At 71.2% G+C, this 20,797-nt stretch carries 20 protein-coding genes; 4 read left to right on the top strand and 16 right to left on the bottom strand.

Features of this window, described 5'->3' with window-relative positions:
• Positions 1–59: 59 nt before the first annotated feature.
• The 5 genes from FG154_RS01950 to FG154_RS01930 all read right to left on the bottom strand — a co-directional run bounded on the left by FG154_RS01950 (position 60) and on the right by FG154_RS01930 (position 4,720).
• Positions 60–1,259 carry a TCR/Tet family MFS transporter gene (locus FG154_RS01950; protein WP_145103851.1) on the bottom strand — a complete coding sequence of 400 codons (1,200 nt, stop codon included), beginning with the start codon at positions 1,257–1,259 and terminating at the stop codon, positions 60–62.
• Positions 1,260–1,289: 30 nt separating this feature from the next.
• Entirely contained in the window at positions 1,290–2,018 is a 729-nt protein-coding gene (locus FG154_RS01945) for an alpha/beta fold hydrolase (RefSeq protein WP_145103849.1), read from the bottom strand.
• Positions 2,011–2,799, bottom strand: a complete 789-nt coding sequence (pcaD, locus tag FG154_RS01940) for a 3-oxoadipate enol-lactonase (protein WP_145103847.1) — start codon at positions 2,797–2,799, stop codon at positions 2,011–2,013. The genes FG154_RS01945 and pcaD overlap by 8 nt, the downstream gene beginning before the upstream one ends.
• Positions 2,800–2,921: 122 nt before the next feature.
• Positions 2,922–3,899 carry a threonine ammonia-lyase gene (locus FG154_RS01935; protein ID WP_145103845.1) on the bottom strand — a complete coding sequence of 326 codons (978 nt, stop codon included), beginning with the start codon at positions 3,897–3,899 and terminating at the stop codon, positions 2,922–2,924.
• Positions 3,896–4,720 carry an alpha/beta fold hydrolase gene (locus tag FG154_RS01930; protein ID WP_145103842.1) on the bottom strand — a complete coding sequence of 275 codons (825 nt, stop codon included), beginning with the start codon at positions 4,718–4,720 and terminating at the stop codon, positions 3,896–3,898. Before FG154_RS01930 ends, FG154_RS01935 begins: the two co-directional genes overlap by 4 nt.
• Positions 4,721–4,905: 185 nt before the next feature.
• On the opposite strand from FG154_RS01930, the gene FG154_RS01925 reads away from it, so the two are divergent.
• Together FG154_RS01925 and FG154_RS01920 are read left to right on the top strand one after the other, a co-directional pair.
• Positions 4,906–6,693 (top strand): ABC transporter transmembrane domain-containing protein, encoded by a 1,788-nt coding sequence (locus FG154_RS01925; protein ID WP_186312266.1) that lies wholly within the window; start codon positions 4,906–4,908, stop codon positions 6,691–6,693.
• Positions 6,694–6,798: 105 nt separating this feature from the next.
• Positions 6,799–8,688 carry an acyl-CoA synthetase gene (locus FG154_RS01920; protein ID WP_145103840.1) on the top strand — a complete coding sequence of 630 codons (1,890 nt, stop codon included), beginning with the start codon at positions 6,799–6,801 and terminating at the stop codon, positions 8,686–8,688.
• Positions 8,689–8,828: 140 nt separating this feature from the next.
• Here FG154_RS01920 and dtd read toward each other — a convergent pair whose 3' ends face one another.
• The 10 genes from dtd to FG154_RS01865 all read right to left on the bottom strand — a co-directional run bounded on the left by dtd (position 8,829) and on the right by FG154_RS01865 (position 18,670).
• Positions 8,829–9,281 carry a D-aminoacyl-tRNA deacylase gene (dtd, locus tag FG154_RS01915; protein WP_145103839.1) on the bottom strand — a complete coding sequence of 151 codons (453 nt, stop codon included), beginning with the start codon at positions 9,279–9,281 and terminating at the stop codon, positions 8,829–8,831.
• A complete protein-coding gene (locus tag FG154_RS01910; RefSeq protein ID WP_145103837.1) occupies positions 9,281–10,201 on the bottom strand; it encodes a carbohydrate kinase family protein in 921 nt (306 codons plus the stop codon). Before FG154_RS01910 ends, dtd begins: the two co-directional genes overlap by 1 nt.
• A 12-nt stretch (positions 10,202–10,213) precedes the next feature.
• The gene (locus FG154_RS01905; protein WP_145103835.1) at positions 10,214–11,173 is read right to left on the bottom strand and encodes a phosphoribosylaminoimidazolesuccinocarboxamide synthase; all 960 of its coding nucleotides are present in this window, start codon (positions 11,171–11,173) and stop codon (positions 10,214–10,216) included.
• A gap of 98 nt (positions 11,174–11,271) precedes the next feature.
• On the bottom strand, positions 11,272–11,709 hold the full coding sequence (locus FG154_RS01900) for a YqaA family protein (RefSeq protein ID WP_145103833.1): 438 nt from the start codon (positions 11,707–11,709) through the stop codon (positions 11,272–11,274).
• Between the two features lie 3 nt (positions 11,710–11,712).
• Positions 11,713–12,810 (bottom strand): TFIIB-type zinc ribbon-containing protein, encoded by a 1,098-nt coding sequence (locus FG154_RS01895; protein ID WP_145103831.1) that lies wholly within the window; start codon positions 12,808–12,810, stop codon positions 11,713–11,715.
• A 1-nt stretch (position 12,811) separates the two neighbouring features.
• Positions 12,812–13,921, bottom strand: coding sequence for an SPFH domain-containing protein (locus FG154_RS01890; protein ID WP_145103829.1), 1,110 nt, complete (start codon positions 13,919–13,921; stop codon positions 12,812–12,814).
• A gap of 20 nt (positions 13,922–13,941) precedes the next feature.
• A complete protein-coding gene (locus tag FG154_RS01885; protein WP_145103827.1) occupies positions 13,942–14,907 on the bottom strand; it encodes a DUF2927 domain-containing protein in 966 nt (321 codons plus the stop codon).
• Positions 14,908–14,919: 12 nt separating this feature from the next.
• A complete protein-coding gene (locus FG154_RS01880) occupies positions 14,920–16,110 on the bottom strand; it encodes a toxic anion resistance protein (protein WP_145103825.1) in 1,191 nt (396 codons plus the stop codon).
• 160 nt (positions 16,111–16,270) lie between these two features.
• Entirely contained in the window at positions 16,271–17,149 is an 879-nt protein-coding gene (locus FG154_RS01875) for a 5-bromo-4-chloroindolyl phosphate hydrolysis family protein (protein ID WP_145103823.1), read from the bottom strand.
• Positions 17,150–17,305: 156 nt separating this feature from the next.
• Complete coding sequence (locus FG154_RS01865; protein ID WP_186312265.1) at positions 17,306–18,670, bottom strand: pseudouridine synthase; 1,365 nt, start codon at positions 18,668–18,670, stop codon at positions 17,306–17,308.
• A 157-nt stretch (positions 18,671–18,827) separates the two neighbouring features.
• Between FG154_RS01865 and FG154_RS01860 the strand changes: the two genes are divergently transcribed.
• Positions 18,828–19,283: a nucleoside deaminase gene (locus FG154_RS01860; protein WP_145103821.1), complete on the top strand. Its 456-nt coding sequence runs from the start codon at positions 18,828–18,830 to the stop codon at positions 19,281–19,283.
• Positions 19,284–19,343: 60 nt separating this feature from the next.
• Here FG154_RS01860 and FG154_RS01855 read toward each other — a convergent pair whose 3' ends face one another.
• Positions 19,344–20,036: a metal-dependent hydrolase gene (locus tag FG154_RS01855; protein WP_145103819.1), complete on the bottom strand. Its 693-nt coding sequence runs from the start codon at positions 20,034–20,036 to the stop codon at positions 19,344–19,346.
• A 76-nt stretch (positions 20,037–20,112) separates the two neighbouring features.
• On the opposite strand from FG154_RS01855, the gene FG154_RS01850 reads away from it, so the two are divergent.
• Entirely contained in the window at positions 20,113–20,769 is a 657-nt protein-coding gene (locus FG154_RS01850) for a ceramidase domain-containing protein (RefSeq protein ID WP_145103817.1), read from the top strand.
• Positions 20,770–20,797 lie beyond the last annotated feature (28 nt).

The following is a 20,797-nucleotide window of genomic DNA, read 5'->3' as shown; positions in this document are numbered from 1 at the left end:
GCCCCCCGGTCTCCGCAGGCGGAGACCTCCCCCCGCAGGATATTTGCGCAGAGTGAAACTTAGGCGCGGCGGGCGAGATGAAGGACGAGCGCCCCGACCATCAGGAGCGCGGCCAGAAGGAACGGCGCGCCGGGCAGATGCAGCGGCGCGCCGTCCTGCGTGAAGGCGCGGAACGTGGCCGTCATCACGAGCGGTGAGGTGATCATCGCGACGGCATTGAGAGAGGCGAGCAGGCCCTGCAGCTCTCCCTGTGCATCGGCCGGGGTGCCGCGGGACAGGATGGATTGCAGCGCGGGCACCACCACGCCCCCCAATGCGGTCAGGGGGATGACGAGAAGCGCGCCGGTTCCCGAGGCCAGAAAGCCGAAGGCGGTCAAGGTGAGGATGTCGACCCAGATCCCGAAGAGCGCCGTGCGATGCTCGCCGAGGCGGCGGATCGCGGGCCCGACCAGCGCCACCTGTCCCACGGCGAAGCTGATGCCGTAAAGGGCGAGCGAGGCGCCGACCATGGCCGCGCCCCAGCCGAAGGCGGCCTGGCCGTAGAAGGCCCAGACGGCCGGGTAGACGTTCATCGCGATCCCGAGGATCAGGAAGACCGCGAGCGGGCGGCGCAGCTCGGGCAGGCGCGCCACGGCGCGCAGCGCGCCCAGCGGGTTGGCGCGGGCCAGGGAGAAGGGGCGGCGGGTGGCGTCGGTCACCGTCTCGGGCAGGATGAGGCTGCCGAGGATGAGGTTCAGCACTGCCATCAGCGCCGCGGCATGGAAGGGCGCGCGCAGGTCGATCCCCGCCAGCAGGCCGCCCATGGCGGGGCCCAGCACGAAGCCGATCCCGAAGCCCGCGCCGATCAGGGCGAATCGCTTGCCGCGATCCTCGGGCGGGGTCACGTCGGCGATGAAGGCCGAGGCGGTGGCGTAGGTAGCCGAGACGATGCCCGCCACGATCCGCGCGGCCAGCAGGATCGCCATCGTGGGGGCGAGCGCCATGGCGAGATAGGTGGCCGCCATGATGACGAGCGAGCCGAGCAGGATCGGCCGGCGCCCGAACCGGTCCGAGAGGCTGCCGATGGTCGGGCCGAACAGGAACTGCATGACCGCGAAGGAGGCCGACAGGAGCCCTCCCCAGACCGCCGCTTCCGACAGGGGCTGGCCGGTGATCTCGAGGATCAGGTCCGGCATGACCGGAAAGATCAGCCCGATCCCGATCGCATCGAGGGTGACGGTGATCAGGATGAAGGCAAGGGCAAGCCGAGGCTTTTGCATGTCGCGTCCGCGGGGAAGGGCGGGCGGACCCTAGCCGGGGGTGGGGCGGCAGGAAAGCGGATTTGCCGCAACCGAGATGAGACGTTTTGCCAGAGCCTCGGGGCAGGAGAGGAAGGGTGAATGGGCCGCGGGCAGGGTCGAGACCGTCCCCTCGGGCCAGCCTTCGGTCATGGCCGCCTGATGCTCGGGCGGGATGGCGCGATCCGCGAGGCAGCGGATGTAGTGCCGGGGCGTGGCGTGGTAGCGAGCGGTCAGCCGGATCGGCTCTTCCTGCGGCGCCGTGGGCTCGGGGACGAGGCGCGCGAGGGCGGCGCGCCGCACCTCGGGCGGGCAGTCGTGGAAGAGGCGGTCGCCGGCAAGCGCGGGATCGAAGGAATAGGTGCGCCGATCCGGCGCCACCCGGATGGCAGGCCGCAGGGGCTGGCGCGTCTGCTCCCTGCGCAGGGAGGCCACCGAGGCGCCATCGCGCGGCGCGTAGGCGCAAAGGAAGATCAGCCGCTCGATCCGGCCGGGCGGGGCGCGCCCGGCTGCGGCGGCAATGGGAAAGCCGCCGGCGGAGTGGCCGACAAGGGTCACGGGTCCGTGGATTTCCGCTAGGATCGCATCGGCATAGCGGCCAAGGCTCGGGTCCTGCGTGAGGGTGTGACGGGGCAGGTCGAGGGCGCGGGCCGTATGGCCGCGCGCCCCTAGCGCGCGGATCGTCTCGTCCCAGCACCAGGCGCCATAGCCCGAGCCGTGGACGAGCAGGAAGTCAGACATGCCCGATCGAGCGCAGGAAATCGGTCAGAAGCCGGGCCATCTCGGCCGGCTTGTCGATCGAGGGCACATGGCCCGCGCCGCGGATGATCTCGAACCGGCTGCCCTTGATGAGGCCGGCCGTCTCGCGCACCAGGTCGGGCGGGGTCGATCCGTCCTCGGAACCGACAAGTGCGAGGGTGGGCAGCGTGAGGCTCGCGGTCGTCGTGTAGAAGTCGGTTCCCGCAATGGCCGCGGCGCCGCCGGCGTAGCCGTCGGGATCGCCCGCGATGTAACGCTCGCGCCAGAGCTGGCCCTCGGGGGTCGCGCGGAAGGCGGGCGCGAACCAGCGTTTCATCGTCGGGTCGGCGAGGGACTCCAGCCCGTAGCTGCGCACCTGGTCGATCCGGTCCTGCCAGATCTCGGGCGTGCCGATCTTGGCCGCCGTGTCGCAGAGCACGAGCGCGCGGATCAGGTCGAGCCGCTTGACCGCGATCCCCTGCGCGATCATCCCGCCGATCGAGCAGCCGACGAAGACCGCATCCCGGATCGAGAGAGCCTCCATCAGCCGCTCGGCGTCGCGGATGAGCGCGCCCATCGCATAGGGCGGCTCGGGCGTCGAGGAGCCGCCGTGGCCGCGCAGGTCGTAGCGCACGAGCCGCAGGGACGGGGGCAGGAGGGGAAGGAGATTGTCCCAGCTCCGCAGGTCGGAGCCGAGCGCGTGGGCGAAGACGACGGGCGCCCCGTTCGGGTCGCCCTCCTCGCGGTAGTTCAGGTGAAGGTCGCCGAGTTCGAGGTCAGGCATCGGTGCGGTCCATCTGGCCGGCGGGGCGGAAGCGTCCCGAGGGCGCGGGGGAACGTTCCCCCGTCCGCTCCGCGGCGTCAAGGCGCGACCGCCAGGCATTTGGCGAAGCGCGAAATGCAGCCTCAATCAGGGAACCGGGCGAGGGCGCGCGCGAAGACGGGCGGATCGACATTGCCGCCCGATGCGACGCAGATCACCGCATCCCCGGCGATCGCCTCGGGGCGGAAGAGTGCTGCGGCCAGCGCCACGGCGCCCCCCGGCTCGAGCACGATCTTGAGGCGCAGGAAGGCGAGCGCCATGGCCTCGAGCGCCTCCTCGTCCGACACGGCGAGCCCCGGCCCGCACAGCCGCGCGAGGATGGGAAAGGTGATCTGCCCCGGTTCCGGCGTCACGATGGCGTCGCAGATCGAGCCGGTGAGGGCGGCGTTGCGCCGGATCGCCCCCGCCGCGAGGCTGCGGGCGGTGTCGTCGAACCCCTCCGGCTCGGCGGGGCGGGCGCGCAGGCCGGGCGCATGCGCCTCGAGCGCCAGCGCGATGCCCGCGGTCAGGCCGCCGCCGCCGCAACAGGTGAGGACATCGGCCTGCGTCACCCCCTCATCGGCGGCCTGCGCGGCGATCTCGAGGCCGGTGGTGCCTTGCCCCGCGATCACCAGCGGCTCGTCGAAGGGCCGGATGAGGGTCAGGCCGCGCTCTTCCGACAGCCTGAGGCCGATCGCGTCGCGGTCCTCGGTGGCGCGATCGTAGAGCACCACCTCGGCCCCCAGTGCGCGGGTGTTCTCGATCTTGAGCCGGGGCGCGTCCGCCGGCATGACGATCACCGCGGGCGCCCCGTGGCGCGCCGCCGCGAGCGCCACCCCCTGCGCATGGTTGCCCGAGGAATAGGCGATCACCCCGCGCGCCCGCCGTGCAGGGTCGAGGGCCGAGACCGCCGACCAGGCGCCGCGGAACTTGAACGAGCCCGTGTGCTGCAGGCATTCGGCCTTCACCAGAACCCGCCGGCCCGCGATCTCATCGAGGAACGGAGACGAGAGCAGCGGGGTGCGCCGGGCATGGCCTGCAAGGCGCGCGGCGGCCGCTTCGATCATCGCGATGTCGGTCATGCCACGGCCCTCAGGAAGGCGCGGATCGCCGACAGGCTTTCCGGTTCGTCAAGGAAGGGGATGTGCGCCCGCCCCGGCACCTCTGCGAAGATCATGTCGGGCCGCCGCCGCCGCATCTCGGCCACCGAGGCGGGCGACAGGAGATCCGAGTTCGCGCCGCGGATCAGCGCGAGCGGCAGGCCGGCGCAGGCGTCGAACAGAGGCCAGAGATCGGCCGGCTCGCCCTCGAAGGCGGCGAGGAAGGCCTCGCGCAGCGTGGGGTCGTAGGTGATGCGCAGCCCGTCGGGCCCTTGCCTGTAGTGCAGGCGCGCCTCGGCCAGCCAGCGGTCCGGGGGCACCTGCTCGAAGCCCGTCATCAGCCGGGGGAGGGCCTCGGCCAGTTCCTCGTGGGTGGCGAAGGCGGGGTTGCGGCCGACATAGGCAAAGATCTTCTCGAGGCCCGCCCGCTCGATCTCGGGGCCCACGTCGTTGAGGCAGAGGCCGGTCAGACGCTCCTTCGCGATGGCGGCGAGGAACATGCCGATCAGCCCGCCGCGCGAGGTGCCGAGGATGGCGACCTGCGCAAGGCCCAGATGGTCGAGCAGCTCCAGCGCGTCGCGCGCCTCCTGCGGGACCGTGTAGGTGGCGGCGCCCGTCCAGTCCGACGCGCCGCGGCCGCGATAGTCCGGCCGGATCAGCCGGACCCCCGGCAGGTGGGGCGCGACATGGTCGAAGTCCGCCCCCGTCCGTGTCAGCCCCGAGAGGCAGAGCAGCGGCAGCCCCTCGCCCTCGTCGGTGAAGGCAAGGCGGGCACCGTCGCTTGCGGTGAAGTGCTGGGGCATGCAGAGGCTCTCCTGACAATCGGCGGGAGCGTTGCACAGGTTCGGGCGAGGGAAAAGCCCGGGCGTGCCCTCGCGCGGGCGAGGCCCCGTGCCGTGGGGTCAGCCGGTGGCCCTGCCGAAGGGTGAGCTTGCCGCGAGGGCCATTGCGCCCTAAACCACGGCCCGACAAGAGGAGGACGGGACGCATGGCACGAAGACCCACCACCCAGCTCGAGGACCGTCCGACGTCACGGAGTATGGGCGCGCTGCGGGGCCTCGTTCCGTTCCTCGCGCCCTATCGCAAGCTGACCTTCGGGGCCATCGGGGCGCTGATCCTGACGGCGATCATCAGCCTGATCCTTCCGGTCACGGTCCGGCGCGTGGTCGATGGCTTCATGGAGAACAACGCGGCGCTGCTGGATCAGTATTTCGGCGCGGCGCTGCTGATCGCGGCCGCGCTCGCGGCGGGCACGGGGCTGCGCTACTACCTCGTGACGCGGCTTGGCGAGCGGGTCGTGGCCGACATGCGCCGCGCGCTCTTCGACCGGATGATGGGCATGAGCCCGGCCTTCTTCGAGCGGATCATGACGGGCGAGGTGCTCTCGCGGCTGACGACGGACACGACGCTGATCCTGTCGGTGATCGGCTCGTCGATCTCGGTCGCGCTGCGCAACCTGCTCATCCTGATCGGCGGCATGATCCTGCTGCTCTTCACCTCGACGAAACTGAGCGGGCTGGTGCTGCTGCTGGTGCCGCTCGTGGTGGTGCCGATCGTGATCCTCGGCCGCAAGCTCCGCCGCCTCTCGCGCGAGAACCAGGACTGGATCGCGCAAAGCTCGGGCAACGCCTCCGAGGCGCTGCTGTCGGTCCAGACCGTGCAGGCCTTCACGCACGAGCGCCAGTCGCGCGCCTTCTTCGGCGACGTGACCGAGAAATCCTTCCTCTCGGCCAAGGAGCGGATCGGAACGCGGGCGATCATGACGGTGATCGTGATCTTCCTCGTCTTCACGGGCATCGTGGGCGTGCTCTGGGTGGGTGCGCGCGACGTGCGCGCGGGCGAGATGACGCCGGGCGAGATGGTGCAGTTCCTGATCTACGCGGTGATGGTCGCAGGCTCGGTCGGCGCCCTGTCCGAGATCTGGAGCGAGCTGCAGCGCGCGGCGGGCGCGACCGAGCGGCTGAACGAGCTGCTGACCGCCGAGGATCCGGTGCAGGACCCGGCCGAGCCGGTGACGCTGCCGCGGCCCGTGCGCGGCGAGATCCGCTTCGAGGCGGTGCGGTTCCGCTATCCGGCGCGCCCAGAGGTCTCTGCCCTCGACGGGGTCGATCTCGAGGTGCGGCCGGGCGAGACGGTGGCGCTGGTGGGCCCGTCGGGTGCGGGCAAGACCACGATCCTCCAGCTTCTGCTGCGCTTCTACGATCCGCAGCAGGGCTCGGTGCGGATCGACGGGATCGACTTGCGCGACATGGCCCGCGACGATTTTCGCCGCGCCATCGCCCTCGTGCCGCAGGACCCGGTGATCTTCGCCACCTCGGCGCGCGAGAACATCCGCTTCGGCCGGCCCGACGCCACGGACGCCGAGGTCGAGGCGGCCGCCCGCGCCGCGGCCGCGCACGATTTCCTGAGCCTCCTGCCGCAGGGCTACGACACCTATGTGGGCGAGCGCGGCGTGATGCTCTCGGGCGGGCAGAAGCAGCGCGTGGCGCTGGCCCGCGCGATCCTGCGCGACGCGAGGATCCTGCTGCTGGACGAGGCGACCTCGGCCCTCGATGCCGAGAGCGAGCGGGCCGTGCAGACGGCCGTGGAGGCGATGGCCCACAACCGCACGACGCTGGTCGTGGCCCACCGGCTCGCCACGGTGAAGCGCGCGGACCGGATCGTGGTCTTCGATCACGGCCGGATCGTGGCCACCGGAACGCACGATGCGCTGGTGGCCGAAGGCGGGCTCTATGCCCGGCTCGCGCGCCTCCAGTTCACGGACGGCGCCGTCTGACGTTGCGTTTGTCGCGGACAGTTGCCTTGCCGTCCGCGGCAAAACACCCCATCGTTTCTCTCAAAGACGGGGTTTCCGAAGAACGGGAACCGGGAGGAGGAAAAGATGGGGAGTTTCGCCTGCGCCGCCGATCTGAAGGCGATCGAGGCTGAAGGGGCATGGGCGGATCTCGACAATCCGCGCACGATGCACCGCTTTCTGGGCCGCGCGGCGGCCGAGCATGGCGACCGCCCGGCGGTCAGCTTCCAGCTTCTCTCGGCCCCCAGGAGCCGGGCCGAGACGCTGACATGGAGCCAGCTTCACCGGCAGGTCACGCAGGCCGCCAACCTGTTCCGCAGCCTCGGCGTGGGGCCGGGCGACGTGGTGGCCTTCGTGCTGCCCAACTGCACCGAGACGGTGGTGACGCTGCTCGGGGGGGCCGTGGCGGGGATCGTGAACCCGATCAACCCGCTGCTCGAGCCCGACCAGATCGCCTCGATCCTGCGCGAGACGAAGGCGCGGGTGGTCGTGACGCTCCGGGCCTTTCCCAAGACGGATGTGGCGCAGAAGGTGGCCGAGGCGGTGCGCCACGCGCCCGAGGTGCGGACCGTCCTCGAGGTGGATCTGCTGCGCTACCTCGGCCCGCCCAAGAGCCTCATCGTGCCGCTGATCCGGCCGAAGCTGAAGCCCGGCCACCATGCCCGCGTCCTGTCCTTCGCCGCCGAGCTGGCCCGGCAGCCCGCGACGCTCGGCTTTCCCGACCCCGAGGACGACCGCGTGGCGGCCTATTTCCACACCGGCGGCACCACGGGGATGCCGAAGGTCGCCCAGCACAAGGTGTCGGGCATGATCTACAACGGCTGGTGCGGCAAGCGGCTGCTGTTCCGGCCATCCGACACGGTGATGTGCCCGCTGCCGCTGTTCCACGTCTTTGCGGCCTACCCGATCCTCATGTCGATGATCGCAAGCGGCGCGCAGGTGGTCTTTCCCACGCCCGCGGGCTACCGCGGCGAAGGGGTCTTCGACAACCTGTGGAAGTTGATCGAGCGGTGGCGCTGCACCTATCTCGTGACCGTGCCCACCGCGCTTGCCGCCCTGATGCAGCGCCCCATCGACGCCGATGTGAGCACGCTGCGCGGCGCCTTCTCGGGCTCGGCGCCGCTGCCGGTCGAGCTGTTCAACCGGTTCGAGAAGGCCACCGGCGTGCAGATCGTCGAGGGCTACGGGCTGACCGAATGCACCTGCCTTGTCTCGGTGAACCCGCCCGAGGGGGCCAAGAAGATCGGCTCGGTCGGGCTGCCCTTCCCGCACACCCATGTCCGCATCCTCCATTCCAACGGCAACGGCCATGTGCTCAGGGAATGCGGCGTGGATGAAGTGGGCGAGATCTGCGTCGCCAACCCCGGCGTCTTCGAAGGCTCGACCTACACCGAAGAAGACAAGAACCACGGCCTCTTCGCCGAGGACCGCTTCCTGCGCACGGGCGATCTGGGGCGCATCGACTCGGAGGGGTATCTCTACATCACGGGGCGGGCGAAGGATCTGATCATCCGCGGCGGCCACAACATCGACCCGGCAGGGATCGAGGCCGCGCTGATGTCGCATCCGGCCGTCAGTTTCGTGGGCGCGATCGGCCAGCCCGACGCCTTCGCGGGCGAGTTGCCCTGCGCCTATGTCGAACTGGTCAAGGACGCCGATGTGGAGGCGTCCGAGCTTCTGGAACATGCCCGTGCCCACATCCATGAGCGGGCTGCGGTGCCCAAGCATATCGAGATCCTGTCCGAGCTGCCGAAGACCGCGGTGGGCAAGGTCTTCAAGCCCGACCTCCGCAGGCTCGCCATCGCGCGGGTCTACAACGCGGCGCTCGAGGCTGCGGACCTGCCCGCGCGGGTGGCCGATGTGGTCGAGGATCGCAAGCGCGGGCTCGTGGCCCGGCTCGAACGGACGGGCGAGGTCGATGAAGAGCGTCTGTCGCGGGTGCTGGGGGAGTTCACCCGCCCCTGGGACTGGGCCTGAGTGCGCATCGGGCCCGAGCGCGGATCGGGTCCGAGCGCGGATCGCGCCTGAGCGCGCGGCGCCTCATCCCGAACGCGTGGCGGGCCGGAAGCGGATGCGGACGGCCCGCCGGCACGTCCGTCCGCGGCCCGTGCCGCGGATCAAGTCTCGCGCTGGGCCGTGTCCATCCAGATCGTGACCGGGCCGTCGTTCAGCAGGCTTACCTTCATGTCGGCGCCGAAGAGCCCCTTGGCGGTGGGCACGCCCTCGGCCTGCATCCGCGCCGCGAAATGATCGTAAAGCCGCTCGCCCTCGGCGGGCGGGGCGGCGGTCGAGAAGCCGGGGCGGTTCCCGCGGCTGGTGTCGGCCGCCAGCGTGAACTGGCTGACCACAAGCGCCGAGCCCCCGATGTCGCGGACCGAGCGGTTCATCTTGCCCGCCTCGTCCTTGAAGATCCGCAGCTTCGCGATTCGGGCCGCCAGCGCGTCGGCCTGCGCCTCGCCGTCGCCCTGCATGGCGCAGACGAGGATCAGGAGGCCGGGGCCGATCGCGCCGACCGTCTCGCCCTCGACCACGACCGAGGCGTCGCGCACGCGCTGGATCAGCGCCCGCATCAGAGTTCGTCCGCCCAGGGCGGGTTGGCGCCCGGACGCGACACGGTGACGGCGGCCGCCTGCGTGCCGAGCGACAGGGCCGCGTCGAGAGCCTCGTCGGGCAGGGACGCGACCGCCGCCTTCGACAGCGCGCCCGCCTCGTGCAGGGCGGCAAGGATGCCGGCGTTGAACGTGTCGCCCGCCCCAACCGTATCGGCCACGGCCACCGGCGTCGCCGGACAGAACCGTTCCTGCGTGGCCGTGACCGCACGCGCCCCGCGGGCGCCCTCGGTGATCAGGACGAGCCTCGGCCCGCGCGCCAGCAGCCCCCGTGCAAGGGCCGGGATCTCGCCCGCCCCCTCGAGCCAGTGCAGATCCTCGTCGGACAGCTTCACGATGTCGGCCAGCGCGATCATCCGCCCGATCCGCGCACGGTAGGCCGAAGGATCGGTGATGAAGCCCGGACGGATGTTCGGATCGAGCATCGTCACCCGCGCCCCCGCCTCGCGCGCCATCAGCGCCTCGTAGGTGGCGGCCGCGGGCTCGTTCACGAGCGAGATGCCTCCGAAGAAGAGGGTGCTCACGCGGTCGGGCAGGGCGGGCAGGTCGGCCGAGGCCAGCAGTCGCCCAGCGGTGTTCTCGTCGTAGAAGGCGTAGCTCGCCTGCCCGTTCACCAGCCGCACGAAGGCCAGCGTGGTGGGCCTGTCCGAACGGGCGCAGAGCGCGCTGTCCACCTGGCTTGCGGCCAGCGTGTCGGCCAGCTGCGTCCCGAAGAGATCGGTCGAGAGGCCCGAGAAGAAGCCCGCAGGGGCCCCGAGCCGCCCCAGCGCGATCGCCGTGTTGAAGACCGCCCCGCCGGCGTAGGGCGCGAAGGCATGTTCCCCCGCCGCCGTCTCGCGCGGCAGCATGTCGATCAGGGCCTCGCCGCAGCAGAGGATCATGGGCGTCTCCCGTCAGCGGGTGAAGAAGGGGGCCAGATTGGCGCGGATGCGGTCGAGCGGCGTGGCGCCCGACAGGTCCGGCTCGAACGGCCGGCCGGTGATGGTCTCGAACGCCTCGACATAGACCTCGGAGGTGCGCCGGATCATCTCGTCGGGGATCTCGGGGATCGCATCGCGGTAGGGATCGCAGCGCGCCGCGACCCAGGCGCGGATCACGTCCTTGTCGAACGAGGGCGGGCGGCTGCCGCTGCGGAAGGCCTCGTCATAGCCCGAGGCGATCCAGTAGCGGCTGGAGTCCGGCGTGTGGATCTCGTCGGCGATCAGGATGCGGCCTTCCTCATCGACGCCGAACTCGTATTTGGTGTCCACGAGGATCAGCCCGCGCTCGGCCGCCATGGTCTGGCCGCGCGCAAAGAGGGCGAGCGCGTGGGCCGAGACCTCGTCCCATTGCGCGGCGCTCAGCAGCCCTTGCGCGACGATCTCGGAGGCGGTCAGCGGCTCGTCATGGCCGCCGTCGAAGGCCTTCGAGGTGGGGGTGATGATGGGCTGAGGCAGGGCCTCGTTGTCGCGCAGGCCGTCGGGCAGGCGGTGGCCATACATCTCGCGCGCGCCCTTTTTGTAGAGCGTCAGGACCGAGGTGCCGGTGGTGCCCGCGAGATAGCCGCGCACCACGATCTCGACCGGCAGGATCGTCACCCGCCGGGCCAGCACCACGTTCGGATCGGGATAGGAGATCACATGGTTGGGGCAGATGTCGGCGGTCGCGTCGAACCAGAAGCGCGCGGTCTGGGTCAGGACCTGGCCCTTGAAGGGGATCGCGGCGAGGATGCGGTCGAAGGCCGAGATCCGGTCGGACGAGATCAGAAGCCGGCGCCCGTCGGGCAGGTCGTAGCAGTCGCGGACCTTGCCGTAATAGGGGTTCGGAAGCTCGGGGATATGCGCCTCGGGGAGGACGCGGGAGAGGTCGGGCATGGGGCCTCCGTGACTGGTTCCGGCTCTATCGGCCCGGCGGTTGCGGCTGTCAACCTTGGAGGGGCGATCCCCGCCCTCAGGCGTGGCCCTTCCGGCGGTCAACCCGCCACCGCGGCGAAGCCCGCGGCCAGCAGGGCGTAGCGGGCGGCCTTGCCGATCCCCACGAGGATCAGGAAGGGCCAGAAGCCCACCCTGAGCGCGCCGGCCGCCACGGTCAGCGGATCGCCCACCACCGGCACCCAGGCGAACAGGAGCGACCAGAGCCCCCAGCGCCGATAGCACCGCTGCGCCCGTTCGAGCGTCGCCTCGGACACGGGAAACCAGCGGCGGTCGCGGAACCGGATCAGGAAACGGCCAAGCCCCCAGTTCACCAGCGAGCCGGCGAGGTTGCCCGCGGTCGCAACGGCCACGAGGGGCCCGGCGGCATGACCAGCGGCCAGGAGGGTGAGCAGCAGCGCCTCGGACGAACCGGGCAGCAGCGTCGCCGAGGCAAAGGCGCTGAGCGCGAGGAGGGCTGCGGCGGAGAGAGCGTCCAAGGGTCAGCGCATCTGCGAGATGAGGGCGGCGATCCCGGCCGCGATCAGCGCGAGAAGCACGGCAAAGGCGATCTTCCACGCCGACCAGGGCCGCTCGCCCTGCACACGGCCGGTCTGGCCATTGACCACGAAGCGGTAGCTCTTGCCGTTGTAGCGGTAGGCGGCCATCCAGACCGGCAGAAGCACATGCTTGAAGGTCTCGTGGTCGTAGCTTGTCTCGACCCGGCTGATGCGCTGCTCGTCGCCGCCGATGGCGCGGGCCACGTCTCCGTGGATGGTGCGCGCCATGATCTCCTGCGCGCGCTGCCAGCCTTCGGGCAGGTCCACCGTATAGCCCTCGGCGGTGAAGCCCGCGAGCCAGTCGGGCCGGTAGGGGGTGAGCGCCGACAGATCCCACGGCTCGAGCGCCTCGGTGTAGCGGTGCGGCAGGCTTTGCGAGGCCAGCACCAGCACATCGTCGAAGTCGCGCGCCACGCGGCCCGAGACGGGCGTCCAGCGGATCTGGCGCACCTGCTCGGTCCGGCGTTGCGGGCGGCCGTTGACCTGGACGGTCACGGTGCGGGTGGTGTAGTAGGCGTCGCCCCGCTGGCCGGTGTAGCGGCTGCGGGTGGCGGCGTCGAAGGTCCAGTAGGGGACGTAGAGGCCCGACAGCGCGCGCCCCTTGCGGGCGTATTGCACAAGGCCGTTCGGCGCGAACCAGAGCCGGCCCAGCCAGTCCACCATCGCCTGCCGCGCCTCGCGTTCGGTCAGGCGGAAGGGGATCACCGCCTGCGGCTTGATCAGCCGCGTCTCGCCGGTGCCCACCACGACCGGCGTGGCGCAGAAGGGGCATTCGGTGGCATGGGTCGCGCCCTGAAACTCGACCAGCGCACCGCAGGAAGGGCAGGGCGTGGTGCGCACCCGCTCGCAGGCCGAGGCGGGCAGCCGGTCGGCCAGCGCGGTCCGCAGGTCAAGCTCGCCCATGCCGCGACGGTCGGCGGGGCCGGTCTCGGGGATCTCCTGCACATGGCCGCAATGGTCGCAGACCAGCCGCGTCTGCCCCGGCGCAAAGCGGAGATCGGCCCCGCAGCTTTCGCAGGGCCAGTGCCGCACGTCCTGCACCTCAGGCCCCCGGCGGCAGGGGCGGCGGCATGTGGGCGAACAGCCCGGCGAGTGCGGGAACCTCGCCCGCGGGTTGCCAGCCTTCCTGTCCCGGCGTCCAGACGAGCGTCGCACGCGTCAGGGTGCCCGCCGAGACGCGGGCCGCCAGATCGGCGCGGCCGAGGGGGCCTTCGGACTGGCCGTTGGCCGCCACATGCCAGACCGGCTCGGCCGGCGGTGGGGGCGGGGGTGGCGCGGCCTGCGGGGCCGCCTCGGGGGCGGCGCCCCAGGGGCCCATGCGCTGCGCCATCCCGAGGCCCATCGCGGCGCCCATCCCGCTCGCCACCGCGGCGCCCGCGGCCGAGTTCGGCGCCGACAGGGCCTCGGCCGCGCTGTATTGCGTGAACCGGCCGAGATCGCCCACGATGCCCATGGAGGTGCGCTTGTCGAGCGCCTTCTCGACCTCCTGCGGCAGCGAGATGTTCTCGATGTAGAGTTCGGGGATCGAGAGGCCGTAGGCCGCGACGGTGGGCGCGATTGCCTGCGCCACCAGCTTGCCCAGATCGGCCGTGTTGGCCGCCATGTCGAGGACGGGGATGGTCGAGGCGGCCAGCGCGCGGCCCATCTCCTGCACGATCACGTTGCGGATCTGGAAGCTGATCTCGTCGGCGGTGAACTCGCCGTCGGTTCCCACGATCTCGGTCATGAAGCGGCCGGGATCGGTCACACGCATCGAATAGGTGCCGAAGGCGCGCAGGCGCACCGGGCCGAACTCGGGGTCGCGGCAGATGATCGGGTTCTTCGTGCCCCACTTCTGGTTGTTGAAGCGGGTGGTGTTGACGAAATAGACCTCGGACTTGAAGGGCGAGCGGAAGCCGTGGTCCCAGTGCTGCAGCGTGGTCAGGATCGGCAGGTTGTTGGTCTCGAGCATGTAGAGACCGGGGCCGAACACGTCGGCCAGCTGCCCCTCGTGGATGAAGACGGCGGCCTGCCCCTCGCGCACGGTCAGCTTGGCGCCATACTTGATCGCATGGCCCTGCCGCTCGAAGCGCCAGACCATCGTGTCGCGCGTGTCATCGACCCAGTGGATGACGTCGATGAACTCTCCGCCGAGGAAATCGAAGATCGGCATGGCTCCTCCTTTTGCGTGCGTCAGCTTTCGCCGCCGAGCAGCTCGTAGGCGATGGTCTGGACGATCGGGCGTGCCTCGGCCAGGGTCTTGCCGGGGCGCAGGCGCGGGTCGTAGAGGATCTTCAGCATCAGCTCGTCCTGCGTGGTCAGCAGGGCGAACTCCTCGTCGTCGTTGAAGATCGAGGGCCGGGCGTTCGGGCTGTCGTTGGCCAGCCCCAGACCCTGCGCGATCTCCTCGTGCAGGCAGGCGAGGCGGAGAAGGTCGGGATGCTCGGCCCGGATCACCGCGAAGGCGCGGTTGTAGATGCTGGTCGCATCGTCCGAGAGGGCATAGACCAGACAGTAGGTCGTGGCGTTCATCTGCGTGATGCCCGCGATCTCGGACGCCGAAAGCGTGGGCAGCGCCTCGGCCACCTGCGGGCCCAGCGCCCGCCGCTCGTCCTCGGCGACGACATGGAGCCAGAAGTTCACGCCGCTGTCCGACAGGCCGATCGGATGGCCGGTGATCTTCGACAGCCGCGCGAGATACGAGGAGATGCGGGCGCGATCCGTGGCCCGTCGTTCTTCGGGCACCGAGGGTCCGAACCGCAGCCCCACGCGCACCGGCACCTCCCAGCGGCGCAGGCGGCTCTCGACCTCGCGCTGGGCGAAGCCGCCGCCCTGACGCTCGTATTCGTCATAGAGCGCGATGCGGAGGAAATTCTCGGCCAGCATCCGGTCGTTGTAGGGCGTGTCGCGCCCGCCGCCATCGGTGCGCAGCAGGCCCTGCGCCAGAAGGTCGGTCTGGACCTTGGCGAAATAGGCCCGCATCGCCTGCGACTCGGGGCTCTCCTTCACCGGGCCCTGCAGGTTCGCCGGACGGGCGCGCGGCGCGATCCCCTGCGGCTGTTCGGGCGGCGGCGGCGGCGTGCAGGCCGTCAGAAGGGCGCAGGCGGCCAGCGGCAGACCGCCGCGCAGAAGGGTCGAGAGGCGGGCGCCCCGGTGCATGATGGTCTATCCTCAGGGTCGGACGGCGGTCCCGGCCGTATCGCCGGGCCCGGTGCGGCGCGCGCGGGCCGAGGCGAGCGTCTCGCGCAGCTCGGCCTCCATCCGCTGGAGATCGGCCTCGGCCGCGGCACGACGGGCGCGGCCCTCGTCGGCGATGGCGAGGCTTTCGTTGATCGTGGCGATCAGGGTGGCGTTGGCCTTCTTCACCGCCTCGATGTCGAAGACCCCGCGTTCCATCTCCTTGCGGACGATCCTGTTGGCCTGCTGGAGGTTCTCGGCATTGGCCGTCAGCAGGTCGTTGGTCAGGTCCGAGGCCCCGCGCACCGCCTCGGCCGCCTCGCGCGAGCGCTGGATCGTCACCGCCTGCGCCAGCTGCGTCTCCCACAGCGGCACCGTGTTGACGAGGGTCGAGTTGATGCGCGTGACCAGCGCCTTGTCGTTCTCCTGCACCAGCCGGATCGAGGGCAGCGACTGCATCGTGACCTGCCGGGTGAGCTTGAGGTCGTGCACCCGCCGCTCGAGATCGTCGCGGGCGGCGCGCAGGTCGCGCAGCTCCTGCGCCTTGATCATCCGGTCGTCTTCGGGCGTGGCGGCGACCTCGGCCTCCTTGGCGGGGATCACGCGGGCGTCGAGATCGGTCAGCACCTCATCGCCCGCCGCGATGTAGAGCGCCAGCTCGTCGTAGAAGTCGAGCGTGCGGGCATAGAGGATGTCGAGCCCCTTGATGTCCTTGAGCAGCCGGTGTTCGTGCATGAGCAGCGACTGGGTGATGCGGTCGATCTGCGACTGGACTTCCTCGTAGCGGGCGACGAACCTGGCGAAGGGCGCGGTGCGGCCGAGCAGCCGCTCCCACCAGCTGGCGTTGCGCCGCACGTCCAGCTCCGAGATCGAGAAGCCGCGGATGGTCGATACCACCTCGCGCAGGGAATCGCCCGCCGGCCCCACATCCTTGTTCTTCACGTCGGCCAGCATCTGCTGGCTGATCGTCTGCAGCTCGGACTGGGACCTGGAGCCGAAGCCGATGATCGACTGCGAATCGCCGATGTCGAGCTCGGCCATGCGGCGGCGGATCTCCTGCGCCTTCTCGGGCGGCGCCGAGGCCAGCGGGGTCACGGCCGGAGCAGGCTCGGGCAGGGCGGGCGCGGTGACCTCTTCGATCTGCAAGAGATCCTTGGCGGCCTCACGGCGGATGCTGTCGGTCATGGGTAGAACCTCGCTCTCTGGGATGATCGCTACAGGCCGCGCCGGGTTTGGCGTCGATCTCCTGTATAGCAGGCCCCCGGACCTACTCAATCGGCGCGGAGGCGGGTGGGCGAAGCTGCGCGCGGGCGATGCAAGCCTGCCGCAGGCGGCGGCGCATCGCCTAGGATTCGCGCCCCAGACGCTCGCGCAGCACCTCGATCTCGAGGTCGAGGCCCGCCCGGTCGTTCGACAGGAGCAGCTTCGTGCGGTCGGCGAAACTGGAGCCGAGATCATCGAGCAGCCGCTCGTAATCCGCCCTCACCTGCGGGTCGCGGCCGCGTTCGTAGAGGTCGGCGAACTTGAGCGTCGCGTCGCGGGCGCCCATCAGATAGACGCCGAGATAGCGGCGGGCCGCGGTCAGGTCGCGCGGGTCGGCCTCGACGCTGCGGAACAGCTCGCGCGCCGTGCCGGCGAACCCCTCGACCCGGCGCTCGAGCGCGGGCTCGCGCAGGCGGGCCACCGCCGCGCGCATGGCGGTCAGGTAGCTCTCGGCCTCGGCCACGGCCCGGCTCACGCGATCGCTCTGGAAGCCGTCCACGCCCTCGGGGATCTTGTCCCTGAGCGGGTCGGGGCCGAAGGCGGCCAGATGGAGGAGGGCGCCGAGCCCGCCCCAGGCCGCCGCCGTGACGAGGCCCGCGTCCCCCAGAAGCCCGCCGGCGAGAAGGCCGGCGCCGGTCAGCACCGAGGCGAAGATCTTGCGCGGGATCGCCGGACGCCGGGCCACCGGGCGCGCGTCATAGGCTTCTTCGGCGAGGATCCCCTGCCGCGTCAGCCAAGCCGCGAGGAAGAGCGAGCCGAAGGCGGCGAAGGCGGGGATCAGCCCCTCGGCCGGGCCGAGGAAGCCGTTGGCGAGAAAGAGGAACGGCAGGATGAACAGGATGTTCGACCGCCCGCCCGCCCGGCTGCGGCGCTTGCGGTCCCAGCCGTTGCGGTCCGCCGCGGGGGGCGTGTCGCGGCGGGCGTTGGGCGGGCTGAAGCGGCCGCCGTAGCGTTGGGCCATCTCAGGCGCCCCCCTGTGCCGCGACGTAGAGGGTCAGCCCCACCAGCAGCAGGAAGGCAAGCGTGCGCAGGCTCTTGGAGGTCATGGGCGGCCCTTTCCGGTCATCATCCAGAGCAATATAGGAAGCCCGGGCGCAGCCTGCCAATGCAAGGAGGGTCAGCCCTTGCCCGGCCGCCCCTTCGGTCCGCGGGGCGGAGGGCCGCCGCTGCCGCCCGGTCCGCGCGACGGGGCGCGCGGGCGCCCCTCGGACGGCGGCTTGCGGGGGGCGGAGGTTGCAGGCTTGCCGGTGCGGGCGCTGCCTGCGCCCGCCGGTCCGCCGCGCCCTTCGTCCGCCACGGTCCGGCGCGGCGCCTTTGCCGGAGCCCCCTTCGGGCCCGGCCGAGGCCCTCCCGATGCGGGGCCCGTGCCGGGGCTCGTTCCGCGGGGCGCCGCGCCCGAGAGCTTGCGGCCGCGCGCCTCCGCCGGTCCTGTGCCCGCCGGGGTGCCGGCCGCGCGGGCGGACGCTGGCCGCGTCCCGCCGAAGGCGCGCCCGGACGGTGCCTTTGCGGCGCCGGCGGCGGGGCGTGCGTCGAACGTGTTGGCGAGCGGGTCGCGGCGACGGGCCGGTCCGGCCGATTTCGGCGCTGTCCCGGCATTGCGGCCGCGCGAGGCGCCTTTCAACCCGCCGGGCGCCTCATCGGGCGGAAGGGATTTCGATGCCGCGGGCCGGGCGCCGGGGTGCGGGCGGCCGGAGGCCGCGCCGGCCGCGCGCGGAGGCCGTGCAGCTTTGGGCGGGCGCCCTTCCTCTTCGCGCGGATCGAGGCCGAGCTGGTCGCGCAGGACCTTGGGGCGGACCTCCTCGACCATGCCGGGCTGAAGCTCGTTCAGCCGGAAGGGGCCGTAGCTGATGCGGATCAGCCGGTTGACCGTCAGGCCGATCGCGGACATGGCGCGCCGGATCTCGCGGTTCTTGCCCTCGCGCAGGCCGACGGTGAGCCAGGCGTTGGCGCCCTGCACCCGGTCGAGCGTGACGGTCATCGGCTGGAAACGCTCGCCCTCGACGGTGATGCCCTTGCGCAGCGGCTCGAGATCGGGATCCGTGGGGTTGCCCTTCACCCGGACGCGATACTTGCGCAGCCAGCCGGTCGAGGGAAGCTCGAGCCGGCGCTTGAGTTCGCCGTCGTTGGTCAGGAGCAGCAGCCCCTCGGAGTTGAGGTCCAGCCGGCCGACCGACATGACGCGGGGCAGGTCCTCGGGCAGATGGTCGAAGACCGTGTCGCGGCCCTTCTCGTCGGAGGCCGAGGTGACGAGACCCTCGGGCTTGTAATAGAGCCAGAGCCGCGCGGGTTCGGGCGGGGCGAGCGGCTGGCCATCGACGGTGATCCGGTCCTTCGGACCCACGTTCAGCGCGGGACTGTCGATGGTGCGGCCGTTCACGGCGACGCGGCCGAGTTCGATCATCCGCTCGGCGTCGCGTCGCGAGGCGACGCCCGCGCGGGAGAGAACCTTGGCGATGCGCTCGCCGTCTGTGCTGTCGGTCATGGAGGGTCCCGGGTTGAGGATGTTCCGCTGGCGGAACCCCCGGGGGTTTTCCACCCCCGGACCCCCGGAGGATATTTGGACCGGAGTGAAAGGGCAAGGCGGGTGCCGGGGCGGCGGTCGGGCTTGCGCGGGGGCGGGGGGCGCGGCAAGAGGGGGCATGAGCCGGTTCAGGAGTTTCATGGGGGAGGCGCTGGCCGAGGCGCTGGCCGCGGGGGCGCGGGGCGAGGTGCCGGTGGGCGCCGTGGTCGTGTCGCCCTCGGGTCGGGTGGTGGCGCGGGCCGGCAACCGATGCCGCGAGCGGTCCGATCCCACGGCCCATGCCGAGATGCTGGCGATCCGGGCGGCCTGTGCGGAGCTGGGCGAGCGGCTGACCGGCTGCGATCTCTATGTGACGCTGGAGCCCTGCCCGATGTGCGCGGCGGCGATCTCGGCGGCGCGGATCGCGCGTCTCTATTACGGGGCGGCCGACCCCAAGTCGGGCGGTGTGGCGCAGGGGGCGCGCGTCTTCGCGCATCCGCAGTGCCATCATGTGCCCGACGTCTATGACGGGATCCGCGAGGAGGAGGCCGCGGCGCTGCTTCGGGACTTCTTTGCCGCGCGGCGGGTGGTCTGACCGGGGCGGTTTGCAGGCCGTCGGGAGGAGGAGCGGGGGGCCGCGAGGGCCCCCGGCGGGTCAGATCGTGATCGGCTCGAGCACCTCGGGCTCGATGACCTCGACCCCCGGCAGGCCCTGGCGCAGGGCCTCGGCGGATTGCTCGAGGAGCGGGAAGGTGCGGTAATGGCAGGGGATCACGGTTCGGAAGTCGAAATACTTGCGGGCGGCGAAGGCCGCGCGTTTCATGTCCATGGTGAAATGGCCGCCGGCTGCGAGGATGCCGATGTCGGGGCGGTGATACTCGCCCATCCAGCCCATGTCGGCCGTGATGTCGGTGTCGCCCGAGAGGTAGATCGTGTGCCCCTCGCCCGCGATCATGTAGCCCGATTCGGTGCCGGTATAGACCGGGCCCGCCTCGCCCGTGATGGAGGAGGAGTGGGTGGCATTGACCATCGTGACGCGGGCGCCGTCCAGCGTGACCGTGCCGCCCTTGTTGAAGCCGATGCCGTCCACCCCGTCCCGCGACTGGAGCCAGGTGACGAGGTCGTAGATGCCCACGATCGGCAGGCCAAGGTCGGAGGCGATGGCGACAGCATCGCCGGAATGGTCGCCGTGGCCGTGGGTGAGCAGGATGTGGGTGGCGCCCGCGATCGCCTCGTCGCGCCGCTCGATGGGGAACATCGGATTGCCGTTGAGCCAGGGATCGACGAGCAGCACGGCCTCCTCGATCTCGATGCGGAAGCCGGAATGGCCGAGCCATGTGATCTTCATATCAGAGCCTCAGGTTGAATGAACGGGCCTTCGGTCGGTGAACGGGGCAAGTGTAGCGCAGGAAGGGCGAGAGAGAATGGACTGGTTTGCCGCTGTCGATGCCTATTGCGAGCGACCGGGGCCGGGCTACTGGGCCGAGCCGGTGAACGCGCTGACCAATCTCGCGTTCCTGCTGGCCGCGGCCGTGATGTGGCCGCGGGTGCGGGCGCAGGCTGCGGGGCGGAGGCTCTGCGCGCTGCTGGCGGTGATCGGCGTGGGCTCGTGGCTCTTTCACACCCATGCGAACCGGCTGACGGGGCTGCTCGATGTGCTGCCGATCCTTGCCTTCATCCTGCTCTATCTGCAGGCCGCCTCGCGCGACATGCTGGGGCTGGGGCGCTGGCAGGCGGTGGCGGTGACGCTGGGTTTCCTGCCCTACGCGGCTCTGACCGTCCCGCTCTGGTCGCGTGTGCCGGGGCTTGGCTCTTCGGCCGCCTATGCGCCGGTGCCGGTGCTGATCCTTGGGTTCGCGGGCCTGCTGTGGCGGAGCGCGCCCGCCACGGCGCGGGGGCTGGCGGCGGGGGCGGGGCTTCTGGTGCTGTCGCTCACCTTCCGCTCGCTGGACGGGCCTCTGTGCGCGGCGCTGCCCTTTGGCACGCATTTCCTGTGGCATCTGCTCAACGCGCTCATGCTCGGCTGGATGATCGAGGTCTGGCGCCGGCACCGGCTTGCAGCGGCAGGGCGGCCTCGCTAAACGGACCCAAACGGCAAGCGGAGCGAAG

The sequence above is a fragment of the Cereibacter sediminicola genome, from assembly GCF_007668225.1.
GTDB classification, from domain to species: domain Bacteria; phylum Pseudomonadota; class Alphaproteobacteria; order Rhodobacterales; family Rhodobacteraceae; genus Cereibacter_A; species Cereibacter_A azotoformans.
The sequence above is the reverse complement of the archived record's forward strand: the minus strand, read 5'-3'. Positions and strand labels throughout refer to the sequence as shown.